3 protein-coding genes are annotated in these 25569 nt (G+C 67.4%); all 3 read left to right on the top strand.

The genetic code is table 11. The features are described from left to right. The first annotated feature begins 36 nt into the window (after positions 1–36). The 3 genes from NTU39_RS16985 to NTU39_RS16975 all read left to right on the top strand — a co-directional run bounded on the left by NTU39_RS16985 (position 37) and on the right by NTU39_RS16975 (position 25535). Positions 37–13293 carry a non-ribosomal peptide synthetase gene (locus NTU39_RS16985; RefSeq protein WP_257958112.1) on the top strand — a complete coding sequence of 4419 codons (13257 nt, stop codon included), beginning with the start codon at positions 37–39 and terminating at the stop codon, positions 13291–13293. Continuing rightward, positions 13271–21229: a pandorabactin non-ribosomal peptide synthetase PanJ gene (panJ, locus tag NTU39_RS16980; RefSeq protein ID WP_444511748.1), complete on the top strand. Its 7959-nt coding sequence runs from the start codon at positions 13271–13273 to the stop codon at positions 21227–21229. Before NTU39_RS16985 ends, panJ begins: the two co-directional genes overlap by 23 nt. A gap of 100 nt (positions 21230–21329) precedes the next feature. Then, positions 21330–25535, top strand: a complete 4206-nt coding sequence (locus tag NTU39_RS16975) for a non-ribosomal peptide synthetase (protein WP_257958110.1) — start codon at positions 21330–21332, stop codon at positions 25533–25535. Positions 25536–25569: the final 34 nt, after the last annotated feature.

The raw sequence follows: 25569 nt of genomic DNA, 5'->3' as shown, positions 1-25569 counted from the left end.
TTTGATTCCGTTCCTGCTTCGTGAGTCGCTACCGTCATGAACGACGCTCTCCGCTTGCCCGTCCCCTTCGGCCCTGTCTTATCGACGGCGCCCTCTCAGGGAGCGCCCGGCGCTCCTATCGAACACATCGTCGATCTTCTGCGCGCCCGTGCCCGGCTTGAGCCGGATCGAGAAGCGCTGCGCGCCGTGTCCAGCGACGAGGGCGACGGTCAGGCCCTGACCTGTGCCGGGCTCGATACGCGCGCCCGTGCGGTGGCGTCCACGCTGCAACGCCTCGCCGCGAGTGGGAAAGACGGTGCGTACGGCGAGCGCGGATTGCTGCTCATGCCGACGGGACTGGATTACGTAGCGGGCTTCTTCGGCTGCCTGTACGCGGGGGCCATTGCCGTGCCGGCGTTTCCACCGGAGTCGGCGCGTCCGCAGCATCTGGCGCGCGTGCGCTCGATCCTGCACGACGCGCGTGCACGCTTCGTGCTGACCGACCGTCAGCATCGCGATGCCATGCTCGCGTTCGGCGACGCCGTGCCGGAATTACGCGGTGTGGAGATCGTGGTGATCGATGAGATCGACGACGCGCTCGCGGCCGAGTGGCAGGAGACGACCGTCGCCCCGGGCGATCTGGCATTCCTGCAATACACGTCGGGTTCGACGTCCACGCCGAAGGGTGTGATGGTCAGCCATGCGAATCTGATGGCCAACGAAGCCGCCATCGTTGCCGGGCTGGACATGACGCGCGACGACACCATGGTGAGCTGGTTGCCGCTGTATCACGACATGGGACTGATCGGCGGGCTGCTTTCGCCGATTTATCGTGGGGCGCGTCTCGTGCTGATGTCGCCGCAGTTCTTTCTGGAGCGGCCGGTGCGGTGGTTGCGCGCCATCGACAAGTTCGGCGGCACTGTCAGCGGCGGCCCCGATTTCGCCTATCGCCTGTGCGCGCAGCGCATCGATGCGGCCACCATCGGCGTGCTGAACCTGAGTGGCTGGCGGCTCGCGTTCTCCGGCTCGGAGCCGGTGCGTCACGACACGCTGGTCGATTTCTGCGAAGCGTTCGCGCCTGCGGGTTTCGATCCGAAGGCGGTCTATCCCTGCTACGGACTGGCCGAGGCGACGCTGTTCGTCACCGGCGGACAGCGGGGCGACGGCATGACGGCGACCGACTTCGACCGCAACGCGCTGGCGCGGCAACGGGCGGAAGCCTCGGGCGATCACAGTGACGACAGCGCGATGCTGGTCGGGTGCGGCACCACGCCGCTCGATCACGAAGTGCGCCTGATGACGTGGAACGATTCGCCTGACGTCGCACCGTCGGCGGTTGCAGCGGGCGGCGTGGGCGAGATATGGGTAAGCGGGCCGAGCGTGGCGCAAGGCTACTGGCACAACGAGGAAGCGAGCGCACGGACGTTCGTGCAGGCGGACGGTAAGCGCTGGCTGCGCACGGGCGACCTCGGCTTCGTGCACGACGACCAGTTGTACATCACGGGCCGCTGCAAAGACGTCATCATCGTGCGCGGCCATAACCTGTACCCGCAGGATCTGGAAAAAGCGGTCGAGGCCGACGTCGAACTCGTGCGCAAGGGCCGCGTCACGGCGTTTGCCGTCGATATCGATGGCGAGCCGGGTATCGGCATTGCGGCGGAAGTCGGTCGCGGCGTGCAGAAGATGGTGCCGCCGCAGACGCTCGCCGAAGTGATCGCCGTCGCGGTTTCCGACGTCTGCCAGCAAGCCGCGTCGGTCGTGGTGCTGCTCAATCCGGGCGCGTTGCCCAAGACGTCAAGCGGCAAGTTGCAGCGCAGTGCCTGTGCGAAGGGCTGGCGAGACGGCTCGCTCGATGCGTGGGCGACCTGGCAGAACGGTGCGATTGTCGGGGACGACGTGCAAAAGGCGTCATCGAACGACAAACCCGGCAAGGCGCCGACGCAGGGCGTGACATCCGACGCCACGTTCGATGCCGTCGCACAGATCTGGCGCGAAGTGCTGGGGCGAGAGCAGGTCCGTGCCGACGATCATTTCTTCCTGTGCGGTGGCAGTTCGTTGCTCGCCATGCAGGTGCTGGCGCGCGTGCATGAGCGTCTCGGCGTGAAGGCGACGCCCGCCTCACTGTACGAACATGCGCGGCTGGGCGAGTGGGTGCGAGAACTGGCGAAGCTCACGCCTGTCTCGGGCGTGCAAGCTATCGACGCCGGACAGCAAATTCCGCCCGCGACACCGCTCGCACAAACGCCGGACGCCCGCGTTTTCCGTCAGTCGTTTGCGCAGTCCCGGCTGTGGTTCGTTCATCGTCTCGATCCGGCGAACAGCGCGGCGTATCACGTCGGTGGGCAGTTGCTCGTGAAGGGACGCTTCGACGCCAACGCGTTCTCTCGCGCGCTCGAAGTGATAACGGTCCGTCACGATGCCTTGCGCACGACGTTCGACGAGCGCGACGGCGTTGCCGTCCAGATCGTGCATGCGAAGGCCGATGTCCCGCTCGTCAACCACGATGTGTCGGGCGATGCGAACCCCGATGCCGCAGCGTCCCGTCTGACCGATGCGTTGCTCGCACAGCCGTTTGCCCTGGACACCTCCGCGCCGTGGCGCGTTGCGTCGATCCGTATGTCGGACGAGACGCATCGAATTGTCTTCGTCCTGCACCATCTGTTGACGGACGCGTGGTCGATGACCCTGCTGGTCGACGAACTGGCCCGAGCCTACAGCGGATTCTCCGACGGCGAGACGCCTGTACTGGCTCCAGTGCCAGTCCAGCCCGGCGATCATGCCCATTGGCAGCATGCCCGCGTGGATGGCGAGGCGCTCGGCCGTCAGCTCGACTGGTGGCAGGCGCGTTTGCCGGAACCGTCGCCGGTGCTCGCGTTGCCGGTCGACCGCGCGCGTGGCGCGTTGCGCAGCGGCGCGGGGCAGACGCTCGCGTTCGAATTCCCGGCGGGTCTCACGCGTGACGTGCTGACCTTCGCCGCACAACGTAAGGCGACGCCGTTCATCGTGCTGGCCGCGTCGTTCCAATGGCTGCTGCACCGTTACGCGGGCGAGACGGATATCCGCGTGGGCGTGCCGATCGCGCAGCGTGACGTGGCCGGGCTGGAGCGCATGCTCGGCTGTCTCGTCAACACGCAGGTGTGGCGCGCACAGATCGATCCGGCGGCCGACTTCGACGGGCTGTTGACGCAGGTGCGTGATGGGGCGTTGGACGCGCAGGCGCACCGCGAAGCCCCGTTCGAGCGTGTGGTGGAGCGCATCGCACCGCAGCGCAGCCTCGGACAATCGCCGCTGTTTCAGGTGATGTTGAACCATCACGTGGCGAACGCTGCCGCATCGCGCGCCGCGACGGGCTGGCCTGCGGGCCTGAATGTGGTCGCACAGCCGCTGACTGGCGGTGCGCAGTACGACCTTGCGCTCGACATCGACGAGCTTCACGAGGCGACGATTGGCAACGGCGCAGATCCGCTCGACGGCGTGACGCTGCGCGCCCGCCTCACTTTCCCGACGGATCTGTTCGACGCACCGACCATCGAGCGCCTTGGTGCGGACTGGTGCGCCGGGCTGGCGACGCTGCTCGCGCTCCCGACGCAACCGTTGGCGTCGCTCGACGTCGCCTTTGAAAGCGCATTGGAGGGCGGGCATCGCATTGCGCTTGCGGAAGCCCTGTCGACGTTTCAAAGCATCCCCTCGCTGATCGACGTGCAGGCACAGCAACAACCGTCCGCCATTGCGTTGCGGGATGAGGCGGGCACGCTCACGTACGCCGAATTCGTGCGCGGGGCGAACCGCATTGCGCATTGGCTGCTGGCACAGGGTGTTGCGCCGGAAGCGCGCATCGGACTGGCGATGTCGCGTCAGACGGGCATGATTGCGGGGCTACTTGGCATCATGAAGGCCGGGTGCGCATTCGTGCCGCTCGATCCGTCTTACCCGGCTGAGCGGCTGGCGCAGATCATCGATGACGCGGGCATTTCGCTGGCGCTCACGGAAGCCTCGATGGCCGAGGCGTCGTGGCTCCCCGCGCGTCGCGCCGTGGTTGCCGATCTCATGGCGGATGCTTCGCTGCCGGAACATCCGCCAGCGGTCTCGCTGCATCCCGATCAACTGGCTTACCTGATTTATACGTCCGGCTCGACCGGCACGCCGAAAGGCGTGGCGGTGGCGCACGGTCCGCTCGCCATGCACTGCATGGCGACCGGCGCGCAATACCGCCTCACGCCCGAGGTCTGCGAGCTGCATGTGCTCTCGATCAATTTCGACGGCGCACACGAACGGTGGATGACGCCGATGATCTGCGGCGCGTCGTTGTTCATCGCGGACGAACGTCACTGGGCACCGCAGACGATGGTCGATGCGATGCGTCGTCATGGCGTGACGAATGCCGGTTTCCCGACGGCCTATCTGTGCCGTCTCGCCACGAGCGGGGCGACGGGCGCACCGGCGCTGCGTTTGCTGTCGTTCGGTGGCGAAGCGATGACGTGGCCCGCGCTGCGCGCGGCGCAGGCGATGTTCCGTCCGGCGCAGACGATCAACGGTTATGGTCCGACCGAGACCGTGATGACACCGGTCGCCTGGTCCATCGACGGGGCGCTGGATGCGCAACCGGCTGCGCAGATCGCGGGTCAGGCGTATGCGCCGATCGGCGAGCCGGTGGGGCGCCGCCGCGCGTGGGTGCTCGATCCGTGGCTCGGCGAAGTGCCGCTCGGCGCGGTGGGCGAACTGTACCTCGGTGGGGAGGGCGTGGCGCGCGGATATCTCGGACGCGCAGCGCTCACGGCTGAGCGCTTCGTACCGGACCCGCGCGGCGAGCCGGGCGCGCGCATGTATCGCACGGGCGACCGGGTGCGGCGACTGGCCGACGGCACGCTCGTCTACCTCGGCCGTTTCGATCAGCAGGTGAAGGTGCGCGGTTTCCGCATCGAACCGGGCGAAGTCGAGACGCAATTGCTGCGCGAGCCGGGCGTCGACGATGCACTGGCGGTTGTGGCAGCCGGGCCTGCGGGCGATCAATTGGTGGCATACGTCGCAGGCAAGGGACTCGATGGCGAAGCGTTGCGCGTGGCGCTGTCGCGTCGTCTGCCGGACTATCTGGTGCCGTCGCTCGTGATCGTGCTGGATACGCTGCCGAAGCTGCCCAACGGCAAACGCGATCGGGCGGCGTTGCCTGCGCCGGTCTGGGGCAGTGCTGGCGGACAGGCACCGCAGGGCGAGGCGGAGTGTGCGCTGGCGGCCGTCTGGCAGGATCTGCTACGCGTGCCGTCGGTGAGCCGCGACGACAACTTCTTCGCGCTGGGCGGCGATTCCATCGTCGCGTTGCAGATGGTCGGACGCGCACGTCAGGCGGGCTGGCAAGTCGGCGCGCAAGACGTTTTCCGTCAACAGACGCTCGCGCGTCTCGCAGCACAAGCGCGGGCGGTCGGTGAAGGGGACGGCGCGACGCGCGCGCCCGAACCGCTCGAAGGAGATGTGCCGCTCACGCCCGTGCAGGCGTGGTTCTTCCGTCAGCCCATTGCGCGCCGCGATCACTGGAACCAGTGGGTCGAAGCGACGTTGCCCGAAGGCACGGACATGACGGCCCTTCGTGAAGCGCTGGCCACCGTCGTGAAGCATCACGATGCGCTTCGGCTTCGCTTTACCGAGCATGACGGCCAATGGCAGGCACGTTACGTCGCGCCGCATGCCGCCGACGATCTGCTCTGGCACGCGGCGATGTGCGACGACGCGCAACTGGCTGATGCCCTTGCTCAGGCCCAACGGAGTCTGTCGCTGGCCGACGGCCCGCTGTTGCGTGCGCTGCTGGTACGCACGGAGGCAGGCGAGTTGCGCTGTTTCCTCGTCGCGCACCATCTGGTGATCGACGGCGTGTCGTGGCGCATCCTGCTGGACGATTTGCAAACGGCGCTCGGGAATACGGCGCAGGGGCGGGCATTGCCCGCCGTGGGCGAATCGATGCGCGCGTGGGCGCAGCGATGGCATGACTGGACCAAAAGCGACGCCGCATCGGCCGCGCTGGAGGTCTGGCAGCAGGCGCTGGCCGGTGCCGTGGATTCGGTGGACGTTGCCAAGCCGACGAACGCAACGGCGGGGACGGGTGAGATCGAACACGCATGGCCCGCGGACATCGCCGTGCCGCTTACGCAACTGCGTCGTGTGCGGATGCATGAAGCGCTGAGTGCCGCCGTTGCGCACACGCTGGGCCAGCGTGCCGGGGCGCAGCGTTATGTCGTCCACGTCGAAGGTCATGGACGTGGCGGCGAAGGCCAGGGCGACCTGTCGCGCACGCTCGGCTGGTTCACGGCGGCGTGGCCGCTCGCCATTCCGGTAGGTGGCACGCCTGAAGTCACACTGGCCGCCGCGCGCGAAGCCTGGCGGCGCGTGCCGCACGACGGCGCAAGCTACGCCGCGCTGCGTTATCTCGGCACGCCGCATGCCCGTCAGACGCTCGACGCGCTGCCCGCAGGCCACGTCACGGTCAACTTCCTCGGACGCACCGACACGGACGGCGTCGTCGACGGGGGGCTGTCGCACGAGCCCGACGCTGCGCCGCCAAACTGGCTGACGCTCGACGTCTGGCAGCGCGGCGACACGCTGCGGCTCGTTTGCCGCTACGACCGTACGCGTCTCGAAGGCGACGACGTTCAGGCGCTCGTCGACGAGATCGGTGCGACGCTGCGTGCACTGGCGCAGACGTTGCCGGGTCACGAACCGGTCATCGCCGAAGATTTCCCGTACGCGGGCCTCACGCGTGAACAACTCGCGGCATTGCCCGCGTCGATGCAGCAAATCGAAGCCGTCGTGCCCGCGACATCGATGCAGCAAGGCCTGCTGTTTTACTCGCAGCAGCAGGGCACCGCCGATCCGTACTTCTACCAGAAGGGCTTCGTGATCGACGGCGCACTCGACACGAATGCCTTTGCGCAGGCATGGCGCGAGGCGGTCGTGCGTCATGCGGCGTTGCGCACGGCCTATGTGAGCGACGTCGGTGAGCTACCGCTGCTGCTGGTGCACCGACCCGAGACAGTTGTCACGGCGGCCGACTTGGTGTCGCAGGAGGATTGGCGCGAGTTGAGCGAGACGGAACAACACGCGCATCTGGACGCCCGCTTCGCGGCCGAACGCGCCGCCGGTTTCTCGTTCGTGCAGGCGCATCGTCCACGTCTGGCGTTGATTCGCGTGGGCGAGTCGCGTTGGTGGCTGCTGTGGAGCAGTCACCACGTTACGCTCGACGGCTGGAGCACCGGCCTGATTCTGAGCGACGTGATGTCGCGCTATGCCGCACTGGCAAAGGGCGGGGTGTCGACGGATGGCGAGGCGCAGGCCGCGCCGTCGTTCGCTGAGTTTGCGGTGTGGCAACGTGAATTGGACGCCACCGCATCGCTCGCGCATTGGCGGCATCTGCTGGGCGGCGTGAGTGCGCCGACGCCGCTTCCGGCTGCGCGTCAGGCGCGTACGGCCGCTGAGGCGACGGGGCATGGCGAAACTGCATGGACGCTCGCCCCTGCGCAATGGCAGGCGTGGTGCGACGCCGCTCGTCGCGCTGGCGTGACGCCGGGCACGCTGTGTCAGGGCGCATGGGCGCTGTTGCTGGCGCGTCATGCCGGATTGCGCGACGTGGTGTTCGGCGTGACGGCATCGGGCCGCTCTGCTGCCGTGCCGGGCATCGAACGCATGGCGGGTCTGTTCATCAACACGCTGCCGGTGCGGGCCACGCTCGACGCGCGTCGTCCGGTCGCCGACTGGCTGCGCGATCTTCAGACGCAAACGGCGCAGTCGCGTGAGCATGAGCATGTGGCGCTGTCCGCCATCACGCGCGAGGCGCAGCGGGACAATGAGCGCGACGGCGAAAGCGCGGACGGTGCACTGTTCGAGAGCATTGTCGTCTTTGAAAACTATCCGCTCGATGCCGCGTTGCTCGGTCAGCGCGACGACGGTCTGCGGCTGTCGCTGCTGGAGCGCGGCACGCAGGCGCGCAACAACTATCCGCTGTCGCTGATTGTCGAGCAGCACGATGGTTTGCGTCTGGTGCTGGCGTTCGCACGCGAGCGCTTCGACGCCGCCGCCGTGCAGGCCCTCGGCGAGCAGTTTGTGGCGTTGTTGGGCGCGGTGGCGGACAGCCTTGGCACGTCGACTACGCCATTGGGACAGATTGGACTGACGAACGTCGTGCCACAGGCTGCCGAGAACGTCATTTGGTCCTCGCAGGACTTGCTTGACGACTGGTACGCGCATGCCGCCCGTGACGGTGCGGCGCTGGCCGCCGAAGGCGAGGACGCGACTTATCGCCGAGACGAACTCGACGCGCTCGCGAATCGTCTGGCGGCAACCTTGCAGGCGCAGGGGATCGGCCTGGAGGATCGTGTCGCCATCTGTCTGCCACGCGGCGCAGCGCTGGTTGGCGCGATTCTGGGCGTGTGGAAGGCCGGTGCAGCGTACGTGCCGCTCGACCCCGCGCAACCGGCGGCGCGTCTGGAAAAGCTGGTGAGCGCCAGTGGTGCGAAGGCGGTGATCGTCGACGATCAGACACCGGCGATAACGCACGCCTCTCTGATTCGCTGGCGCGACATCGCGGACGCGAGCGTTAACACGAAAGCGCCGACACCGGTCCGCGTGCATCCGGCGCAGGCGGCTTACGTCATCTATACCTCGGGGTCGACGGGCGAGCCGAAGGGCGTCGTCGTCAGTCGCGGGGCGCTGCACAACTACGTGCACGCAGTGGCGGCGCGCTTGCGTGAGCGCGGTCTTGATACGGCAGGTGAGATGGGCGGATTCGCGATGGCGTCGACCGTCGCCGCCGATCTCGGCCACACGACGTTGTTCGGCGCACTGGCGCTCGGCCGCCCGCTATATCTCGTGCCGCAAGCGTGCGCATTCGATGCGCAGCGCTTCGCCGAGTGGTGCGCCGCGCGTCCGATCGATGTGCTCAAGATCGTGCCGGGTCACCTGAAGGGCCTATTCGACGCGGCGGGCGCGGCGGTGTTGCCGCGCGCGGTACTGGTGACGGGCGGGGAATCGCTCGATCCGTCGTTCGTCGCACAGATCCGCGCGGCGAGTCCGGGACTGGCTGTTCTCAACCATTACGGACCGACGGAGACGACTGTCGGGGCGTTGACGCATGCGGTCGGCGACGTTGCGGAGGTGCCTGTGCCCGTCGGTCGTCCGCTGACGAACCTGCACGCGCATATCCTCGATGCGGACCTGAACCCGTTGCCGTCGGGTGTGGCCGGTGAGCTCTATCTGGGCGGCGCAGGGTTGGCCCGGGGGTATCTCGGCGCACCCGCGCAGACAGCCGAGCGTTTCGTGCCGGATCCGTGGCGCGCGGGCGCACGTCTGTATCGCACCGGCGACCGGGCGGTGCAGCGCGCCGACGGTGCCGTCGTCTACCTCGGCCGCGTGGACGATCAGGTCAAGATTCGAGGCTATCGCGTGGAACCGGCGGAAGTGGCGCAGGCGATGCGTCGCGTGTCCGGCGTGATCGATGCCGTGGTCGTTGCCCGTCACGACGGGCCGGGTGGCGCATGGTTGCATGGCGTCTTCACGGGCGAGGCGACGGTCGATGCCGTACGCACCGCGTTGGCCGAGGCGCTGCCGTCCGCCTGGGTGCCAGCGCGCCTCGACGGCGTCGAAAAACTGCCGCTGACCGCAAACGGGAAGGTGGATCGTCGCGCCTTACTGGCGCTGACCGACAGCGTCGACGCCACGAAGGAAAGTGCGAACACGGCGTCGGTGGAATTGCCGCAAGACGGCGCGGAAGCCGACATCGCAGCCATCTGGTGTCAGGTGCTCAAGCGCGAGCAGGTCGGCCGTCACGATGCGTTCTTCGACATCGGCGGCGACTCGATCCTCGCGTTGCAGGTGATCGCGCGATTGCGTAAGCGTGGCATCAAGGTCGGGCCGCAGCATCTGGCATCGCATCCGACCGTGGCGCAACTGGCGACGCTGGCAGCGCCTGCCGAAGCGAAGTCCGCGCAAACGCCACCGGCCGTCAACGGGCCGACGCGTGGCGACGAACACCGCAGTACGTTCCCGCTGTCGTCGTCGCAGATGCGCGTGTGGTTGGAGACGCAGATGGCACCGCGCGCCGGGGCGTATCACATCGCCGGTGCGTTGCGTCTGGATGGACCGTTGCAAGCCGATGCGCTTGAGCGCGCCTTGCAGACGCTGTCGGACTGGCACGACGTGTTGCGCACGACCATTGCTGTCAATGCCGCCGAGGGTGGCGCACCGGAGCAACGCGTCCATGCCGCGCTACCGGTCGCATTCGCGCGCGACGCCGTTGCACCGGGGACGTCCGGAGACGCTGCCAACGCGGCTGTGCAAGCGCGCCTTGAGGCGCTGACGCTCGAACCGTTCGATCTGGCCGACGGACCGCTCTGGCGTGTCCATCTCACGCAACTGAGCGACCAGTCGCACGTGCTGATGCTGGTCATGCATCACCTGATCTCGGACGGCTGGTCGATGAACCTGCTGGTTGCGGATCTGGCGCGTGCCTATCGTGCCCATGCGAGCGGCACTCAGCCGATGCGCGGCGCGACGACTTCACCGCTGCGCTACGGCGATTACGCCGTGTGGCAGCGCGAACAACTGGCTGGTCCCGCGCAAGCCGCGCAGCTCGCCTACTGGCGTCAGCAGCTTGGCACGACGCATCCTGAACTGGCCTTGCCGTTCGACCGCGCACGCCCTGTCGTTCGTGACGGCGCGGGGGCCAGCATCGACCTCACGATGCCGCCGGGCTTGCCCGCGCGACTCGACCGTTTTGCGCGTGAGCACGGCGTTACCCGTTTCATGGTCATGGCCGCTGCCTTCCATCTGCTCATGCATCGCGTCACCGGCGAGGGCGATGTGCGTACGGGAATGCCCGTGGCCGGGCGCGCGCACGAAGCCGTCGAGCCGGTCGTGGGCTTCTTCGTCAACACACAGGTATTGCGCTCGCAGATCGAATCGCCAACGACGTTTGCCACGCTCGTCACGCAGGTGCGAGACCAACTGCTGGGGGCGCAACAGCATGCCGACGTCCCGTTCGAACGGCTGGTGGAACACCTCGCACCTGTGCGTAGCGTGTCGCGGCACCCGTTGTTCCAGGTGTCCATCAATCACCAGAAGCGCGCCTTCGCGCCGCTGAGCGATCTGGCCGGTGTGACGATGCAGGCCATCGAGCGCCGTGCACATCATGCGCAGGTCGACCTCGCGCTCGATACGGAGGAGGACGAAGCGGGCGCACTGCGCGGCTGGCTGACGTACGCCTGCGACGTGTTCGACGCGCCGACAGTGCGCCGCCTCGGCGAGCAATGGCTGACGCTGCTGGATGTCGCCATGACGCAGGCCACGACGCCCGTCGCGCGGCTTGCGATGACGACTGGCGACGCGGCGAGTCAGGGCAACGGTAAAGGCCGTACGCGGGTGAGCGTTGCCGTGCCGCTGCCCGTGCATGCCGTGATCGACGCGCAGGCCGCAGTCCGGAGTGACGCGATTGCCGTGTGCGACGCAAACAGTCGCGTCTCATACAGCGACCTCGTCACCCGCGCGAACCGCATCGCGCATGCGCTCATTCGGGCGGGCGTCGCGCCCGAGGCGCGTGTCGGGCTGGCCATGTCGCGCAGCACGGACCTGATCGTCGCCATGCTCGGTATTCTCAAGGCAGGCGCGGCGTATGTGCCGCTCGATCCGGCGTATCCGGTCGAGCGTCTGAGCTATATGGTGGAAGACGCCGGGGTGACACACGCGATCACGCAGGCGTCGCTGGCCGGGGCGTCGTGGCTGCCGGACGAGGCGATGACCGTTGAATCGATGCTCGCCGACGCCTCGCTGCCGGATCACGCCCCGGCGCGCGACGTCCACGTCGATCAACTGGCTTACGTGATCTACACGTCCGGATCGATGGGGCGTCCGAAGGGCGCGCAACTGACGCATCGCAACCTGATGCGATTGCTCACAGGCACGTCGCAGGACTTCGCCTTCGACGCGGCCGACGTCTGGACGATGTTCCATTCGTACGCCTTCGACTTCTCGGTCTGGGAAATCTTCGGAGCGCTCGCGCATGGCGCGCGGCTCGTGGTCGTGTCGCAGGACACGGCGCGCGATCCGGTCGCGATGTGGACGCTCGTTGCCCGCGAAGGTGTGACGGTGCTCAACCAGACGCCCTCGGCGTTCTATCAATGGCTCGGCGCGATGCCGTCGGACGCGACGTCGACGACGCTGCGCCACATCGTCTTCGGCGGTGAAGCGCTCACGCCCGCAAGACTCGCCGCGTGGTGGCAGCGCTTTGGTGAAACGACGCGTCTGACCAATATGTACGGCATCACGGAGACGACGGTGCACGTCAGTCAGCACGTGCTGCATCGGGACGACACAGCGGGTTCACCCATCGGCGAGCCGATTGCCGACCTCGACTGGCGTGTGCTGGACGCGGGTCTTAACGAGGTGCCACCGGGTGTTGCGGGCGATCTGTACGTATGCGGCGAAGGGCTGGCGCGTGGGTATCTGGGACAGGCAGGCCTCACGGCCGAGCGCTTTGTGCCGGACCCGAAGGGCGCACCGGGCGAGCGTATGTATCGCAGCGGTGACCGGGCGCGTCGGCTGGCGGACGGCACGCTCGACTACCTCGGTCGGGGCGACGCACAGGTCAAGCTGCGCGGCTTCCGCATCGAGTTGGGCGAAATCGAGTCGCAGCTGCTGCGTCATGAAGGCGTGACGGACGCGGCCGTCCTGGTGCGGGACGACGGTGCGGGCGAGCAACTGGTGGCGTACGTGGTGTCGCCGCCGGACCGCGCCGCCGACGTCGATACCGCCGCGCTGTGGTCGCGTCTGCGCACCCATCTGAGCAGCGAACTACCGGCTTACATGGTGCCGGGCCAGTGGTTGCGTCTGGATGCCTTGCCGCTCACCCCGAACGGCAAGCTCGACCGGCGTGCGTTGCCGGTGCCCGAAGCCGCCGCAGCGGTGCAGTTCGAAGCGCCGCGCGACGGCATCGAAGCGCGCATCGCTTCGATATGGCAGGACGTGCTGGGCGTGCCGCGCGTGGGGCGTCACGACGACTTCTTCGCGCTGGGCGGTCACTCGTTGCTGGCAACGCAGGTGGCGTCACGGCTACGCGATGCGTTGTCGCTCGACGTACCGCTGCGCACCCTCTTCGAAGCGAGCCGTCTGACGGCACTGGCGGAAGCCCTCGACGCGATGACCGGAGCATCACCCGCCAGCCCGGCGGTCGCCGAAGACGACCTGCAAGCCGCCCTGCGCGAAATGGAATCCCTTTCCCCCGAAGCACTGCAAGCGCTGCTCGGGCCGGAGGCTACTCATGGGCAAACTAAGCATGGCTGATACGAAAGACGACATTCAAACGACGCTCGCCCGTCTGGCCCCGGCGCAACGGCAGGCGATGATCGCGCTGCTCGAACGCAAGGGCGTCGATGTGCGCGAGCACTTGCCGCTCGACGGCTGGGTGTCCCGCACGGAAGGGCAGGACGTCGAGCGCGCCGTCGCCTCGTTCGCGCAGCAGCGCATGTGGACGCTGCTGCAACTGGATGAGCGCCACGACACTTATCACATCACCGGCGCGGTACAGCTCGATGGCGATCTGGATACGGCGGCGCTGGCGCAAGCCTTCGCCGCTGCCGTGGCACGTCACGCCGCGCTGCGCACGACGTTCGACGTGGCGGACGGCAAGCTCATGCAGCAAGCGCATGTGCGCGTCGATGTTCCGCTGGACATCGTACCGCTGGCCGCCGGGGCCACTGAGGCCGACGTTCGCAACGCGGTGGCGGACGTCAGTCGCCGTGCCTTCGATCTGACGCTCGGTCCGCTCGTGCGCACGACGTTGCTGCGCGTGACGCCGACGCGTCATGTGTTGGTGCTGACGATGCATCACCTGATCTCCGACGGTGGCTCGCTCGACGTGCTTATCGGCGAGATCGCCCGTGACTACGCCATCGTGCGCAACGGACGGACGCCCGCGACGCAGGCGACCGGCCCGACCTACGGCGATTACGCCATCTGGCAAAGATTGCGGCTGGGCGGCGAAGCGCTGACCGGGCAACTGGATTACTGGGCGACGCAGCTCGCTAATGCCGACGATTTGCTGGCGTTACCGCTCGACCGTCACCGCCCGGCGCAGCGCGATGCCGAAGGCGGACGCGTAGCGTTCACGCTGCCAACACCGCTGGCGGAGCGCGTTCGCGCCCTGGCGCGTGACGCCCGCACCACGCCGTTTGCCGTCTTGCTAGCGTCCTTTCAAGCGCTGCTGGCCCGCTACGCCGTAGGCCAGAGCGATGACGATACGGATGCCTCCACCGTCGATGTGCGTGTCGGTGTGCCGGTGAGTCATCGCAGCCGCACCGCGCTAGAGCGTGTGGTGGGGTGTTTCGTCAACACCGTGGTCGTGCGTGCGCGCGTCGATTTGTCGGCGGGCTTCGACGCATTGCTCGCGCAGGTGCGCGACACGCTGCTCGACGCGCAGCGTCATGCGGACGTGCCGTTCGAGCAGGTGGTCGAGCGCCTTGCCCCCGCGCGCAGTCTGAGCCATAGCCCGTTGTTTCAGGTGATGGTGAATCATCAGCGGCGTCATGCGGCGTCGGCATTGCAGTTGCCGGGCGTCACCGCGACGGTGCTCGACGGCGAGACCACGCAGGCAAAGTTCGACCTGGACCTGGGAATCGTGGAGTCGCCGGACGACACGCTCGGCGGTGGGCTGGGCTACGCCTGCGACGTCATCTCGTCGCAAACGGCGCAGCGCATCTGCGCGCACTGGCAGACGTTGCTCACCGCGCTCGTTGCGCAGTCGGCAACGCCCTTGCAGGACCTGCCGCTAGCCGATGCAGACGAGTTGGCCGCCATCCGCCGCTGGGGTAGCCCCGCGAACGATGCTGGCGTCGCAACGAACGACACGCGCCTGCTACCGGACATGATCGCGGATCACGCGGCGCGTCGCCCGGACGCCACCGCTGTCGAATGCGATGACGATGTGCTGACGTATGGCGAGCTGCTGCGTCGCGCGGACGCGCTGGCGGCGCGCTTGTTGACGAACGGATTGACGCCGGAGACGCGTGTCGGGGTGTGGTTGCCGCGCTCGACGAACGTGTTCGTCGCGATGGTCGCGGTGCTACGCGCAGGCGGTGCCTATGTTCCGCTTGACGTGGAACATCCCGCCGAGCGCGTGGCCGAGTTGTGCGCCGATGCGGGCATTGCGCTGGTGATCACGGACGGGGACGGGCTGACACGTGTGCCGCCGGGCGTGACAGCGCTGGACATTGCCGCGGCCGATTCACCCGCTACGACGGTAGCGCTGCCTGCACTGCATTCCGCGCAACTGGCCTATGTGATCTTCACGTCCGGCTCGACGGGGCGGCCGAAGGGCGTCGCCGTCTCGCACGGCCCGATTGCGATGCATTGCCGTGCCATCGCCGGGCTGTTCGGCATGACGCCGGGCTTCCGCGAACTGCATGTGGCGTCGCTCTCGTTCGACGGTGCGCATGAGCGCTGGCTGACGCTGCTGTCGCAGGGCGCGTGCGTGGTGCTGCGCGGCCCGCGTCAATGGACGCCGGAGGAAATCTGCGAGCAGATCGTGCACCGTCGCGTGACCAACGCCGGGCTGCCGACGGCGCTATTGCGTCACGTGGCGCAATGGGTGGAAGCGCACCCGGACGCCGTGCCGCCTGGACTTATCTACTCGTGCGGTGGCGAAGCGTTGTCCCGCGACACGCTGGCGCTCGTCATGCGCACGCTGCAACCGGCGCGGCTGCTCAACGGTTACGGGCCGACGGAGACGGTCGTGACGCCCGTGAACTGGACGGTCCATGCAGGCATGCAGAGCCCGACGCCGTACTCGCCTATCGGCTCGCTCGTGGGCGAGCGTCGCGCGTATGTGCTCGACAAGCGTCTGCAACCGGTGCCGGTCGGCGTGGCGGGTGAGCTGTATCTCGGCGGTGAGGGCGTGGCGCGCGGGTATCTGTCGCGTCCCGGCCAGAGCGCCGAGCGGTTCGTGCCCGACCCGTGGGGCGCGCCGGGCACGCGCATGTATCGCACCGGCGACCGTGTCCGTTGGCTGGACGACGGCACGCTGGAGTACCTCGGCCGTCGCGATCAGCAACTCAAGGTGCGCGGTTTTCGCATCGAACCGGGCGAAGTCGAAGCGCAATTACTGGCCGAGGGGGGCGTGCGCGAAGCTGTCGTCGGCACGGCGCAGGGACCGGCGGGGGTGCAACTCGTGGCGCACGTGAGCGCGACGCCGCCGGACGGCGTCGACGTGGCGAGCTTCGGCGAGCAGTTGCGACAAGCGCTCGCCGCGCGTCTGCCCGCGTATCTGGTGCCTGCACAGATTCTGGTGCTCGACGCGCTACCCAAGCTCGTCAACGGCAAGCTCGACCGCAAGCGTCTACCGGAGCCGGTGTGGCAGAGCGCGAGCGCGGAAGCGCCACGAGTGGGGGCCGAAGCGGATCTCGCAGCCATCTGGACGCAATTGCTCGGGGCGGCGCAAGTCGGCCGGGGCGACAACTTCTTCTCGCTCGGAGGCGACTCGATCATCGCGCTGCAACTGGTGAGCCGGGCGCGCGAGGCGGGCTGGCGCATCACGGTGCGCGACGTGTTCCGCCATCAGGCGCTCTCGGAACTGGCCGCTGTGGCAACGCCCGCGCAAACGATTGCAGGTGCCGTCGAGCAGACTGCCGCTGACGAAGCGCGCGAGATTCCCTTGCTGCCGATCCAGTCATGGTTCTTCGGCGAACCGATCCCTCAGCGCGACCATTGGAATCAGTGGGTGCAGGTGGAGGTACGCGACGCAGGACGTCCGCTCGATGGCGGCTCACTGCGCGAGGCGTTGCAGGCCGTCGCTGCGCATCACGAAGCCCTGCAAATGCGCTACGTCCAAAGCGGCAACGGCTGGCAACAACGGCGCGCTTCTTCCGACGCATCGCTCGTCGCACTGGATGTCGTGGACGCCGCCGATGAAGCGAAAGCGCTTGCCGCTGCCGAGCGTGCACAGCGCGGTCTGTCGCTGGCAAACGGTCCGTTGCTGCGCGCGGTGCTTGTCAACCTGACGGGGGGACGTCAGCGTCTGCTGCTCGTCTGCCATCACATTGCAGTGGATGGCGTGTCGTGGCGCGTGTTGCTGGGCGATTTGCAGCGAGCGCTAGCACAGCGTGAAGCGGGGCAACCCGTCGCGCTGGCGGACAACGGCACGTCGTACGGCGCTTGGGCGACCTACTGGCGTGATTGGGCGTCTTCGTCCGAGGCTGAGCAGGAAGCGAATTTCTGGACGAACGCACTGCAAGGCGCACACAACACGCTGCCCGTCGACGCCACGCCCGCAGAGGGCGACCGTCAGGCAGATGCAGCGGAAGTCACCGTGGCGCTCGACGTGTCCGCCACCCGCCGGTTGCTGGAGGCTGCGAACGATCGCGCGCGTATCCACGAACTGCTCGTTGCCGCACTGGCGCACGCCGTCGGCGAGTGGACCGGAGCAGGGCGCGTGGCCTTGTGCGTCGAAGGTCATGGCCGCGACGATGTGCCGGGCACAGAGGTCTTCGATCTGACCCGCACGCTTGGCTGGTTCACGTCGGTCTATCCGCTGGCAGTCGACGTCTCGGCATCGCCGCGCGACACGCTGTTCGCGCTCAAGCGGATGTGGCGGGCTGTGCCACGCGCCGGACTGGGATTCGGTGCGTTGCGGTATCACGGCAGCGCCGCAGTGCGCGAAGCGATGGCCGCGTTGCCGCAGGGACGCATCACGTTCAACTACCTCGGCCGCATAGACGCAGGCTTTGGCGAAGGGAGGTTCGCGCCGAGCGATGCGCCCGCAGGGGCTGCCCGCGACGCCTGCGCACCGCTGGGCAACTGGCTGTCCGTCGACGGGGCGATTGCCGACGGCTGTCTGCGTCTTTACTGGCGCTTCTCGCGTAAGCGCTTCCACGAGGCGACGATTGCCGCTGTGGCTGCGCGCATGCAAGCGGCGCTGGGCACGCTCGTCACGGCCAGTGCCGACGCACAGGTCACGAGCGCGGCCGACTTCCCGCTGGCGGACCTCACCGAAGCTGCGCTGGCTGCGTTGCCGGTGCCCGCCGCCGATATCGAGGACGCCTATCCGCTGTCCCCCATGCAGCAGGGGATGGTGTTTCATGCGCGTCTTGCGCCGGACAGCGCGTCGTATATCAACCAGCTTCAGATCCGTCTCGAAGGGTTACAGGCCGACGCCTTTGCCGCCGCATGGCAGGCCGCCGTCAAACGTCACGCGATCCTGCGCACGAGCTTCGTGTGGCGAGACGGCGCGGCGCCGCTGCAACTCGTACATCGCGAGGTGCCGCAAGCGCTGCGTCTGCTCGACTGGCGCGAACGTGTGGCCCAGCAGGGCGCGGGTGTGCTGACGGAATTGGCGCAGCAGGAACGCGCACAGGGTTTCGACCTTGCGGTCGCGCCGTTGCAGCGTGTGGCGCTCGTGCGTGTGGACGACGACGCGTGGCAACTGATCTGGACGCTGCATCACGTGTTGCTCGACGGCTGGAGCAGCGCACAATTGATTGGCGAGATCCTTCAGGCGTATCTGTCCGGAACGCCTGAGGTGACGGGCACTGCGCCGCGCTTTCGCGACTACATCGCGTGGCTTGAGGAACACGCGCCGCAGGACGGCGAATCGTTCTGGCGCGAGCGGCTGGCCGCCTTCGAATCGCCCACGCAATTGCACGAGACGGTGCTGCGCACGACGGCCCCGACGCAAGGCCACGGTGAGCGCACCTTCCGGGTCGATGCGACGAGCGCACAGGCCTGGCAGCGCGCCGCGCGCAGTCGCCGCCTGACCGTCAACACGCTGGTGCAAGGCGCGTGGACACTGCTGCTCCAGCGCTACACGGGCAAGCGCGACGTGTGCTTCGGCGTGACTGTCTCCGGTCGTCCGGCGGAGCTGCCGGGGGCCGAACGCATGATGGGGCTCTTCATCAACACGCTGCCCGTGGTGCAGGGGCCGTCGCCCTCCGAAGGACTCGACGACTGGCTACACCGTTTGCAGGAAGACAACCTGGCGCTGCGCGAAGCCGAGAGCACGCCGCTCTACGACATTCAGCGCTGGGTCGGCTGGCCGGGGCAGGCGTTGTTCGACTCGCTGATCGTCTTCGAGAACTATCCGGTGGATCGCGCGTTGCGGGCACAAGGCGCGCAGGCGCTGCGCTTCGGCGACATCGTGAACGTGGAGACCACGCACTACCCGCTCACGATCGGCATCGCGTCGGGCGAGACCATCGACGTGCGCATGAGCTACGACCGTCAGCATTTCGACGACGGAGCGGTGGAGCGTTTGTGGACGCAATTGCACGACCTGCTGGGGCAGTTGTGCGCGCCGCAGACGTCGAATGTGCTGCATGCTGTACGGGTTGCGGACGTCGTGATGCACGACACCGACGCCGCATGGCCGACGCAGCGCGGACCACGTCGGACATTCGATGTCACGACGACCGTCGACCGGACGATTGCCGCTTTCGCGACCTCGCAACCGAATGCCATCGCCGTCACCGATGGCGAGCACTCGCTCACCTATGCGGAACTCGACGCGCAGGCGAACCGTGTGGCGCACGCGCTGCTGCGCCGGGGTGTGGCGGCTGAGGACCGTGTCGGTATTGCGTTGACGCGTCGCGTCGAACTGATCGTCGCGATTCTCGGCGTGCTCAAGGCGGGCGCGGCCTACGTGCCGCTCGACCCCGCATATCCGGACGAACGCCTCGGCTACGTGGTGCAGGACGCCGACATCAAGGTCGTGGTGACGGACGCCGCGCTCGGCGCACCTGTGTGGCTACCGAAGGGCAGCGTGAGCATCGATGCACTGTCGCGCGACGCGACGCTGCCGACCACTTCGCCCGAAGTGCGTATTCACGTCGACGAACTGGCGTACGTGATTTACACGTCCGGCTCGACGGGCAGGCCGAAGGGGGTGCAGGTCGCGCATCGTCAGTTGATGCGTCTGCTGCACTCGACGCAGGACTGGTTCGGTTTCGGTCCGGATGACGTCTGGACGATGTTCCACTCGTATGCGTTCGACGTGTCGGTGTGGGAGATCTTCGGCGCGTTGTCGCATGGCGGACGACTGGTCGTCGTGCCGTACTACACGAGCCGCGAACCGCAGGCCCTGTGGACGATGATCGAGCAGCAACGCGTGACGGTGCTGTGTCAGACACCGTCCGCGTTCTATCAGGTGCTCGCGGCTCTGCCGCCGGACGCTTCACAGACCACGCTGCGCCACATCGTGCTGGCGGGCGAAGCGCTTACACCGCGCCGACTCGCGCCGTGGTGGTCGCACTTCGGCACGCAAACCCGCGTCATCAACATGTACGGGCCAACGGAGACGACCGTCTATGTGAGCTATGGCGTCGTGACACCGGAGGCGGCCGAGGCGGGCGTCGGTCAGTCGCCGATTGGCGAGGCGCTGCCGGATATCGGCTGGCGCGTGCTCGACGCGTCGCTTGCGGAAGTGCCGATGGGGGTGCCGGGCGATCTGTACGTCGGTGGCGACGGGTTGGCGCGCGGCTATCTGGGACGTGCGGCGTTGAGCGCCGAGCGCTTCGTCCCCGATCCGTGGGGGCCTGCCGGTGCACGCATGTATCAGACGGGCGACCGCGTGCGACGTCTGCCGGACGGCACGCTCGATTACCTCGGGCGCGGCGATCAGCAGGTCAAGCTGCGGGGCTTCCGCATCGAGCCGGGCGAGATCGAGGCGCAGTTGCTGGCGCACGCGGAGGTCAGCGATGCCACCGTGCTGGTGCGAGGCGAGGGCGCCGACGAACAACTGGTGGCGTACGTCGTCGCCAGTGCCGAGGACGAGGGGCTTTGGGAACGCCTGCGCGAGCATCTCGCCACGCGCGTGCCGGTGTTCATGCTGCCGGGCCAGTGGCTGCGTCTGGACGCGTTGCCGCTCACCCCGAACGGCAAGCTCGATCGTCGTGCTCTGCCTGTACCGCAAGCGGCTGCCGCGCGGTTTGTTCCGCCGGAGGATGGAGTGGAATCGGACGTCGCGCAGGTCTGGCAGGCAGTACTCGGCGTCGAGCGCGTGGGGCGTCACGACAACTTCTTCGCACTGGGCGGCCACTCGCTGCTGGCCACGCAGATGGTGGCGCGCTTGCAAGCGTCGTCGGCGCGTCCGGTGGCGTTGCGTCAGTTGTTCGAGACGCCGGTGCTGTCGGACTTCTGCGCCGCGTGGGCGGCTGCCGCGCCAGCAGCGCTCGATGCGCAGACGCGCAACGCACTGGACGATCTGCTCGGCGATCTGGAGGCCGATGCGGCTTGATGTGCTACGGCCTCGCGTCGCGCATGATCGCTTGCCGAGTCATGCGCAACGCGAGGCCATCTCCATTCGATTTCTGGTGGTTCGATAGAAGGATTTCGCGATGTCTCTCGCCAATTCGGCCAACGTGGCCCATGTTCCCAAGGCTGACGACTCGGCATTGATGCGACGTTTCCTCGCCTTGCCGGGCGACAAGCGTCGCGTGTTTCAGTCGCGCGCCCGTGAGCAGGGCGTCGATCTGGCCAGTCTGCCGATCCCCGGTGGGCTGCGTGACGGGGCCGATGCGCCGCTGTCGTATGCTCAGCAACGCCTGTGGGTCGTCGAGCAACTGCATCCGGGCACGGGCGCGTACAACATTCCGGCCGCTGTGCGGCTGAAAGGGACGCTGAACGTTGTAGCGCTGTCGCAGGCGTTCGCGGGCATCGTCGCGCGGCATGAAGCGCTGCGCACCAGCTTTCACGAAGGGCCGAACGGGGCCGTGCAACGTGTACATGACGATGTGCCGTTCTCCATCGACTACGAAGACTGGCAAAGCGATGACACGACCGTTGCCGATCGAGACGCGCGCGTGCAAGCATGCGCGCGTGACGAAGCAGTCCGTCCTTTCGCGCTGGACGCTGCGCCGTTGATGCGGGCACGACTGATTCGTGTAGCGGCCGATGAACACGTATTGCTGCTCACGCTGCATCACATCGTGGCGGACGCATGGTCGATGACGCGTCTGGTCGAGGAATGCACGCGTGGCTACGCCCAATTCGTCGGGACCGGCGGAGCGGGGACTCACGTCGCGCCGCTGCCTGTGTTGCCGGTGCAGTACGCCGACTACGCCATCTGGCAACGTGGCTGGCTCGAAGCCGGTGAACTGGAGCGTCAACTAGCCTACTGGCGTGCGCAGCTTGGCGAAGACCATCCCATATTGCCGTTACCGACGGACCGTCCACGTCCGGCAGCGCCGAGCGGACGCGGCACGACATATGTCATGGAAGCCGACGCACCGCTCACCGCACGGCTGCGTGAGTTGGCGCGTACTCACGACACCACGCTCTACACCGTGTTGCTGGCGGCGTATGGCGTGTGGCTGGGACGCATTGCCGGTGTTCGCAGCGTCTGCGTTGGCGTGCCGGTCGCGGGGCGCGCGAAGCTGGAAACGGAGCCGCTGATCGGCTTCTTCGTCAACACGCAGGTGATGCGTGTGCCGCTCGATCCGACAACATCGTTCGGCGGTCTTGTCGCGACGATGCGCGCGCGGGCCATCGAAGCGCAAGCGCATGCCGACGTGCCGTTCGACAAGCTTGTCGAAGCGTTGCAACCGGCACGCGATGCGTCCGTCAACGCGCTGTTTCAGGCGAAGTTCAATCACGAGATTGCACGCGACGCCGTGCCGGAGATGGCCGGTCTTCGGATCGAGCCGGTGGTCGTTGCCGGACAAAGCTCGCACTTCGATCTCTCGCTCGATACGCTGGAGCGCGGCGACACGTTGCAGATCGCGCTGACGTACGCCACGGACCTGTTCGACGCCACGACCGTCGAGCCGTTAGCGCGTGCGTTCCACCGTCTGCTAACGCAACTGACGCAAGCCCCGGGCGACCCGCTCGCCGATATCGCGCTGAGCACCGACGTGCCCGTCACGACCGACGGCGAGCGGCGCCTGTGGGACACGCGCGACTGGATGGAGACATGGGCGTCGCGCGTCGCTCAGCAGGGCGATGTGCTGGCCGTCGAAGGCGGGGACGGTGCGTGGTCGCGTCGCACGCTCGACGCGCATGCCAATCGCGTGGCGCACGCGCTCGCGACGCAGGGCGTCGGTGCGGAGGATCGCATTGCATTGCTGATGCCGCGCAGCGTCGGTTGGGTCGCCGCGATGCTCGGTGTGTGGAAGCTAGGGGCGGCCTACGTGCCGCTGGACCCGACGCAGCCGTCCGCACGTCTCGCACAACTGATCGCAGCGAGCGGTGCAAAGGCACTGATCGTGGCGCCGGATGTCGCATCGGTCCCTCAGGTCGACGGCTGCCAGACGCTGGCCATCGTCGATGTGCTGGCGGGAGACGAGGTGCGTTTCGTCAGTCGCAGCGTGCATCCGGCGCAGGCGGCTTACGTCATCTACACGTCGGGGTCCACCGGACAGCCGAAGGGTGTCGTTGTGAGCCGGGGTGCGTTGCATAACTATGTACAGGGCGTGACCTCCAGACTGCACGATCTCCCGGAAGACGCCGGGATGGCGATGGTCTCGACCGTCGCGGCCGACCTCGGGCACACGGTGCTGTTCGGCGCGCTCGCGATGGGACGCCCGCTGCATCTCATGCCGCAGGAAGATGCTTTCGACGCGGGACGCTTCGCCGAGTGGATGCGTGCACGCCGCATCGGGGCGACGAAGATCGTGCCGAGCCATCTGAAGGGGCTGATGCTGGCCGCAGGACCGGACGTGCTTCCGAACGACTGGCTGATCGTGGGCGGGGAAGCGGCGGATTCCGAGTTGCTGACGTTGCTTCACACCCATCGTCCGTCGCTACGTGTGCTCAATCACTACGGACCGACCGAAACGACCGTGGGCGTGCTCACTCACCGTGCGGCATCCAATGATGCGCTGTTGCCTGTCGGCCTGCCGTTGCCGAACGTGAGTGCCTACGTACTCGACGACGATCTCAACGCGGTGCCGCCGGGCGTAAGCGGCGAGTTATATATCGGCGGTGTCGCGCTCGCACGTGGCTATCTCGGCGAGCCAGGCAAGACAGCCGAGCGCTTCGTGCCGGATCCGTGGCGTCCGGGCGCCCGGATGTATCGCACGGGCGATCGGGTGAAGCGACGTGCAGACGGTGAAATCGTCTATCTCGGACGCGCCGACGATCAGGTGAAGATTCGCGGCTATCGCGTGGAGCCGGGCGAGGTGGCCCATGCGCTGCGCGCGCTGGACGGTGTGCAGGACGCCATCGTCCTCGTGGAGCGCGACGCGCGCGGGCAATCGCAATTGCTCGGCGGCTACACGGGGGAGCTGACCGAGACCGACGCGAAGGCAGCGCTCACCTCGGCGTTGCCGTCGGCCTGGGTGCCGTCGCGGATCGTGCGTCTGACGGCACTACCGCTTACGGCGAACGGCAAGGTGGATCGTCGCGCGTTGCTGGCGGCGATGTCGACCGACACGTCCGACGGGGACGCGAAGGCGCAGGCGGCGCCGTCAGGCGAGATCGGCGCGCTCGAAGCACGCATCGCGGAAGTCTGGAAGGCGGTCCTCAAGACGGAGCAGGTGGGCCGCGACGCGAACTTCTTCGAGATCGGTGGCGATTCGATTCTGGCGTTGCAGGTGATTGCGCGGCTCAAACGCGGGACGCCGCCGCTCAAGGTCAGCCTGCGCGAACTGATGCAGCACGGCACGGTGGCACGCCTTGCCGCCGCACTTGCCCCTTCGCAGGCGGCGCCATCGGCCGGTGGCGACCTGCTGGTGCGGTTGAACGCCAGCAAGTCATCGGCGCCTGCGCTGTTTTGCGTTCACCCGGCGGTGGGCACTGTCTTCGACTACCGTCCGCTTGCGCAGGCACTGGCCGACGAACGTCCGGTGATCGGCATTCAGTCGCGCATGTTGATCGATCCGGCGTGGTCGGATAGGTCGCTTGACGAAATGGCAGGGCGATATGTCGACGCCGTGCGCATCGCTCAGCCGAACGGGCCGTATCACTTGCTCGGCTGGTCGCTCGGTGGGCCGATTGCGATGGCGATGGCCGAGCGTCTGCGTGCCAGCGGCCAGACGGTGGCGTTCCTCGGACTGGCGGATACGTTCGTACCGGCGCAGCAGGACGATGCGCCACCCGTCGCATCGTCGCGCGACTGGACGGGCGATCTGCTTGACTATCTCGTCACGATTCTGCCGCAGGTCGGCGCGGGGAAACTACGCGCGTCGCTCGCACCGCACGCCGGGAAGCCGTTGGATGAGGGCGTATTGGCGGCTGCTGTCGATGCCGCGTTGACGATGCACGGGCAGGGCGGTGCGCCGGTGACCGCTGAGGGTGATTACGCGTCGCTCGGTCGCGATGAACTCGCGCACATGTTCCGGGTGACGGCGCACTTGCGTGCCTTGGCGGACGTTCATCGTCTGCGTCCGTCCGTGGTGCCCGTGCATGCATGGTGGGTCGAGCGGCGTGCGACGGACGACCGTGAGCGGTTGTCGCGCGCGATGGGCGCAGCGCCGGTGTACGAGGGCACGGTCGCGTCGAGTCACATGCAACTGCCTCGCACGAAGGCGTGGATCGACGATGTCGCACGGGCTGTTCGAGACGTGAGCGAAGTGAGCACTACCGGGGTGAGCGTCGCCGCGTGACATTGCGGCGACCGAGGTTGCGTTCGAAACAAAA

Source organism: Pandoraea commovens, assembly GCF_024704525.1.
GTDB classification, from domain to species: Bacteria; Pseudomonadota; Gammaproteobacteria; order Burkholderiales; family Burkholderiaceae; genus Pandoraea; species Pandoraea commovens.
Note: the sequence above shows the minus strand (reverse complement) of the source record. Positions and strands in the feature narration are given on the sequence as shown.

Coding starts and splice junctions, on each gene's coding strand:
- NTU39_RS16985 (WP_257958112.1), top strand. CDS start 37: ATGAACGACGCTCTCCGCTTGCCCGTCCCCTTCGGCCCTGTCTTATCG.
- panJ (WP_444511748.1), top strand. CDS start 13,271: ATGGGCAAACTAAGCATGGCTGATACGAAAGACGACATTCAAACGACG.
- NTU39_RS16975 (WP_257958110.1), top strand. CDS start 21,330: ATGTCTCTCGCCAATTCGGCCAACGTGGCCCATGTTCCCAAGGCTGAC.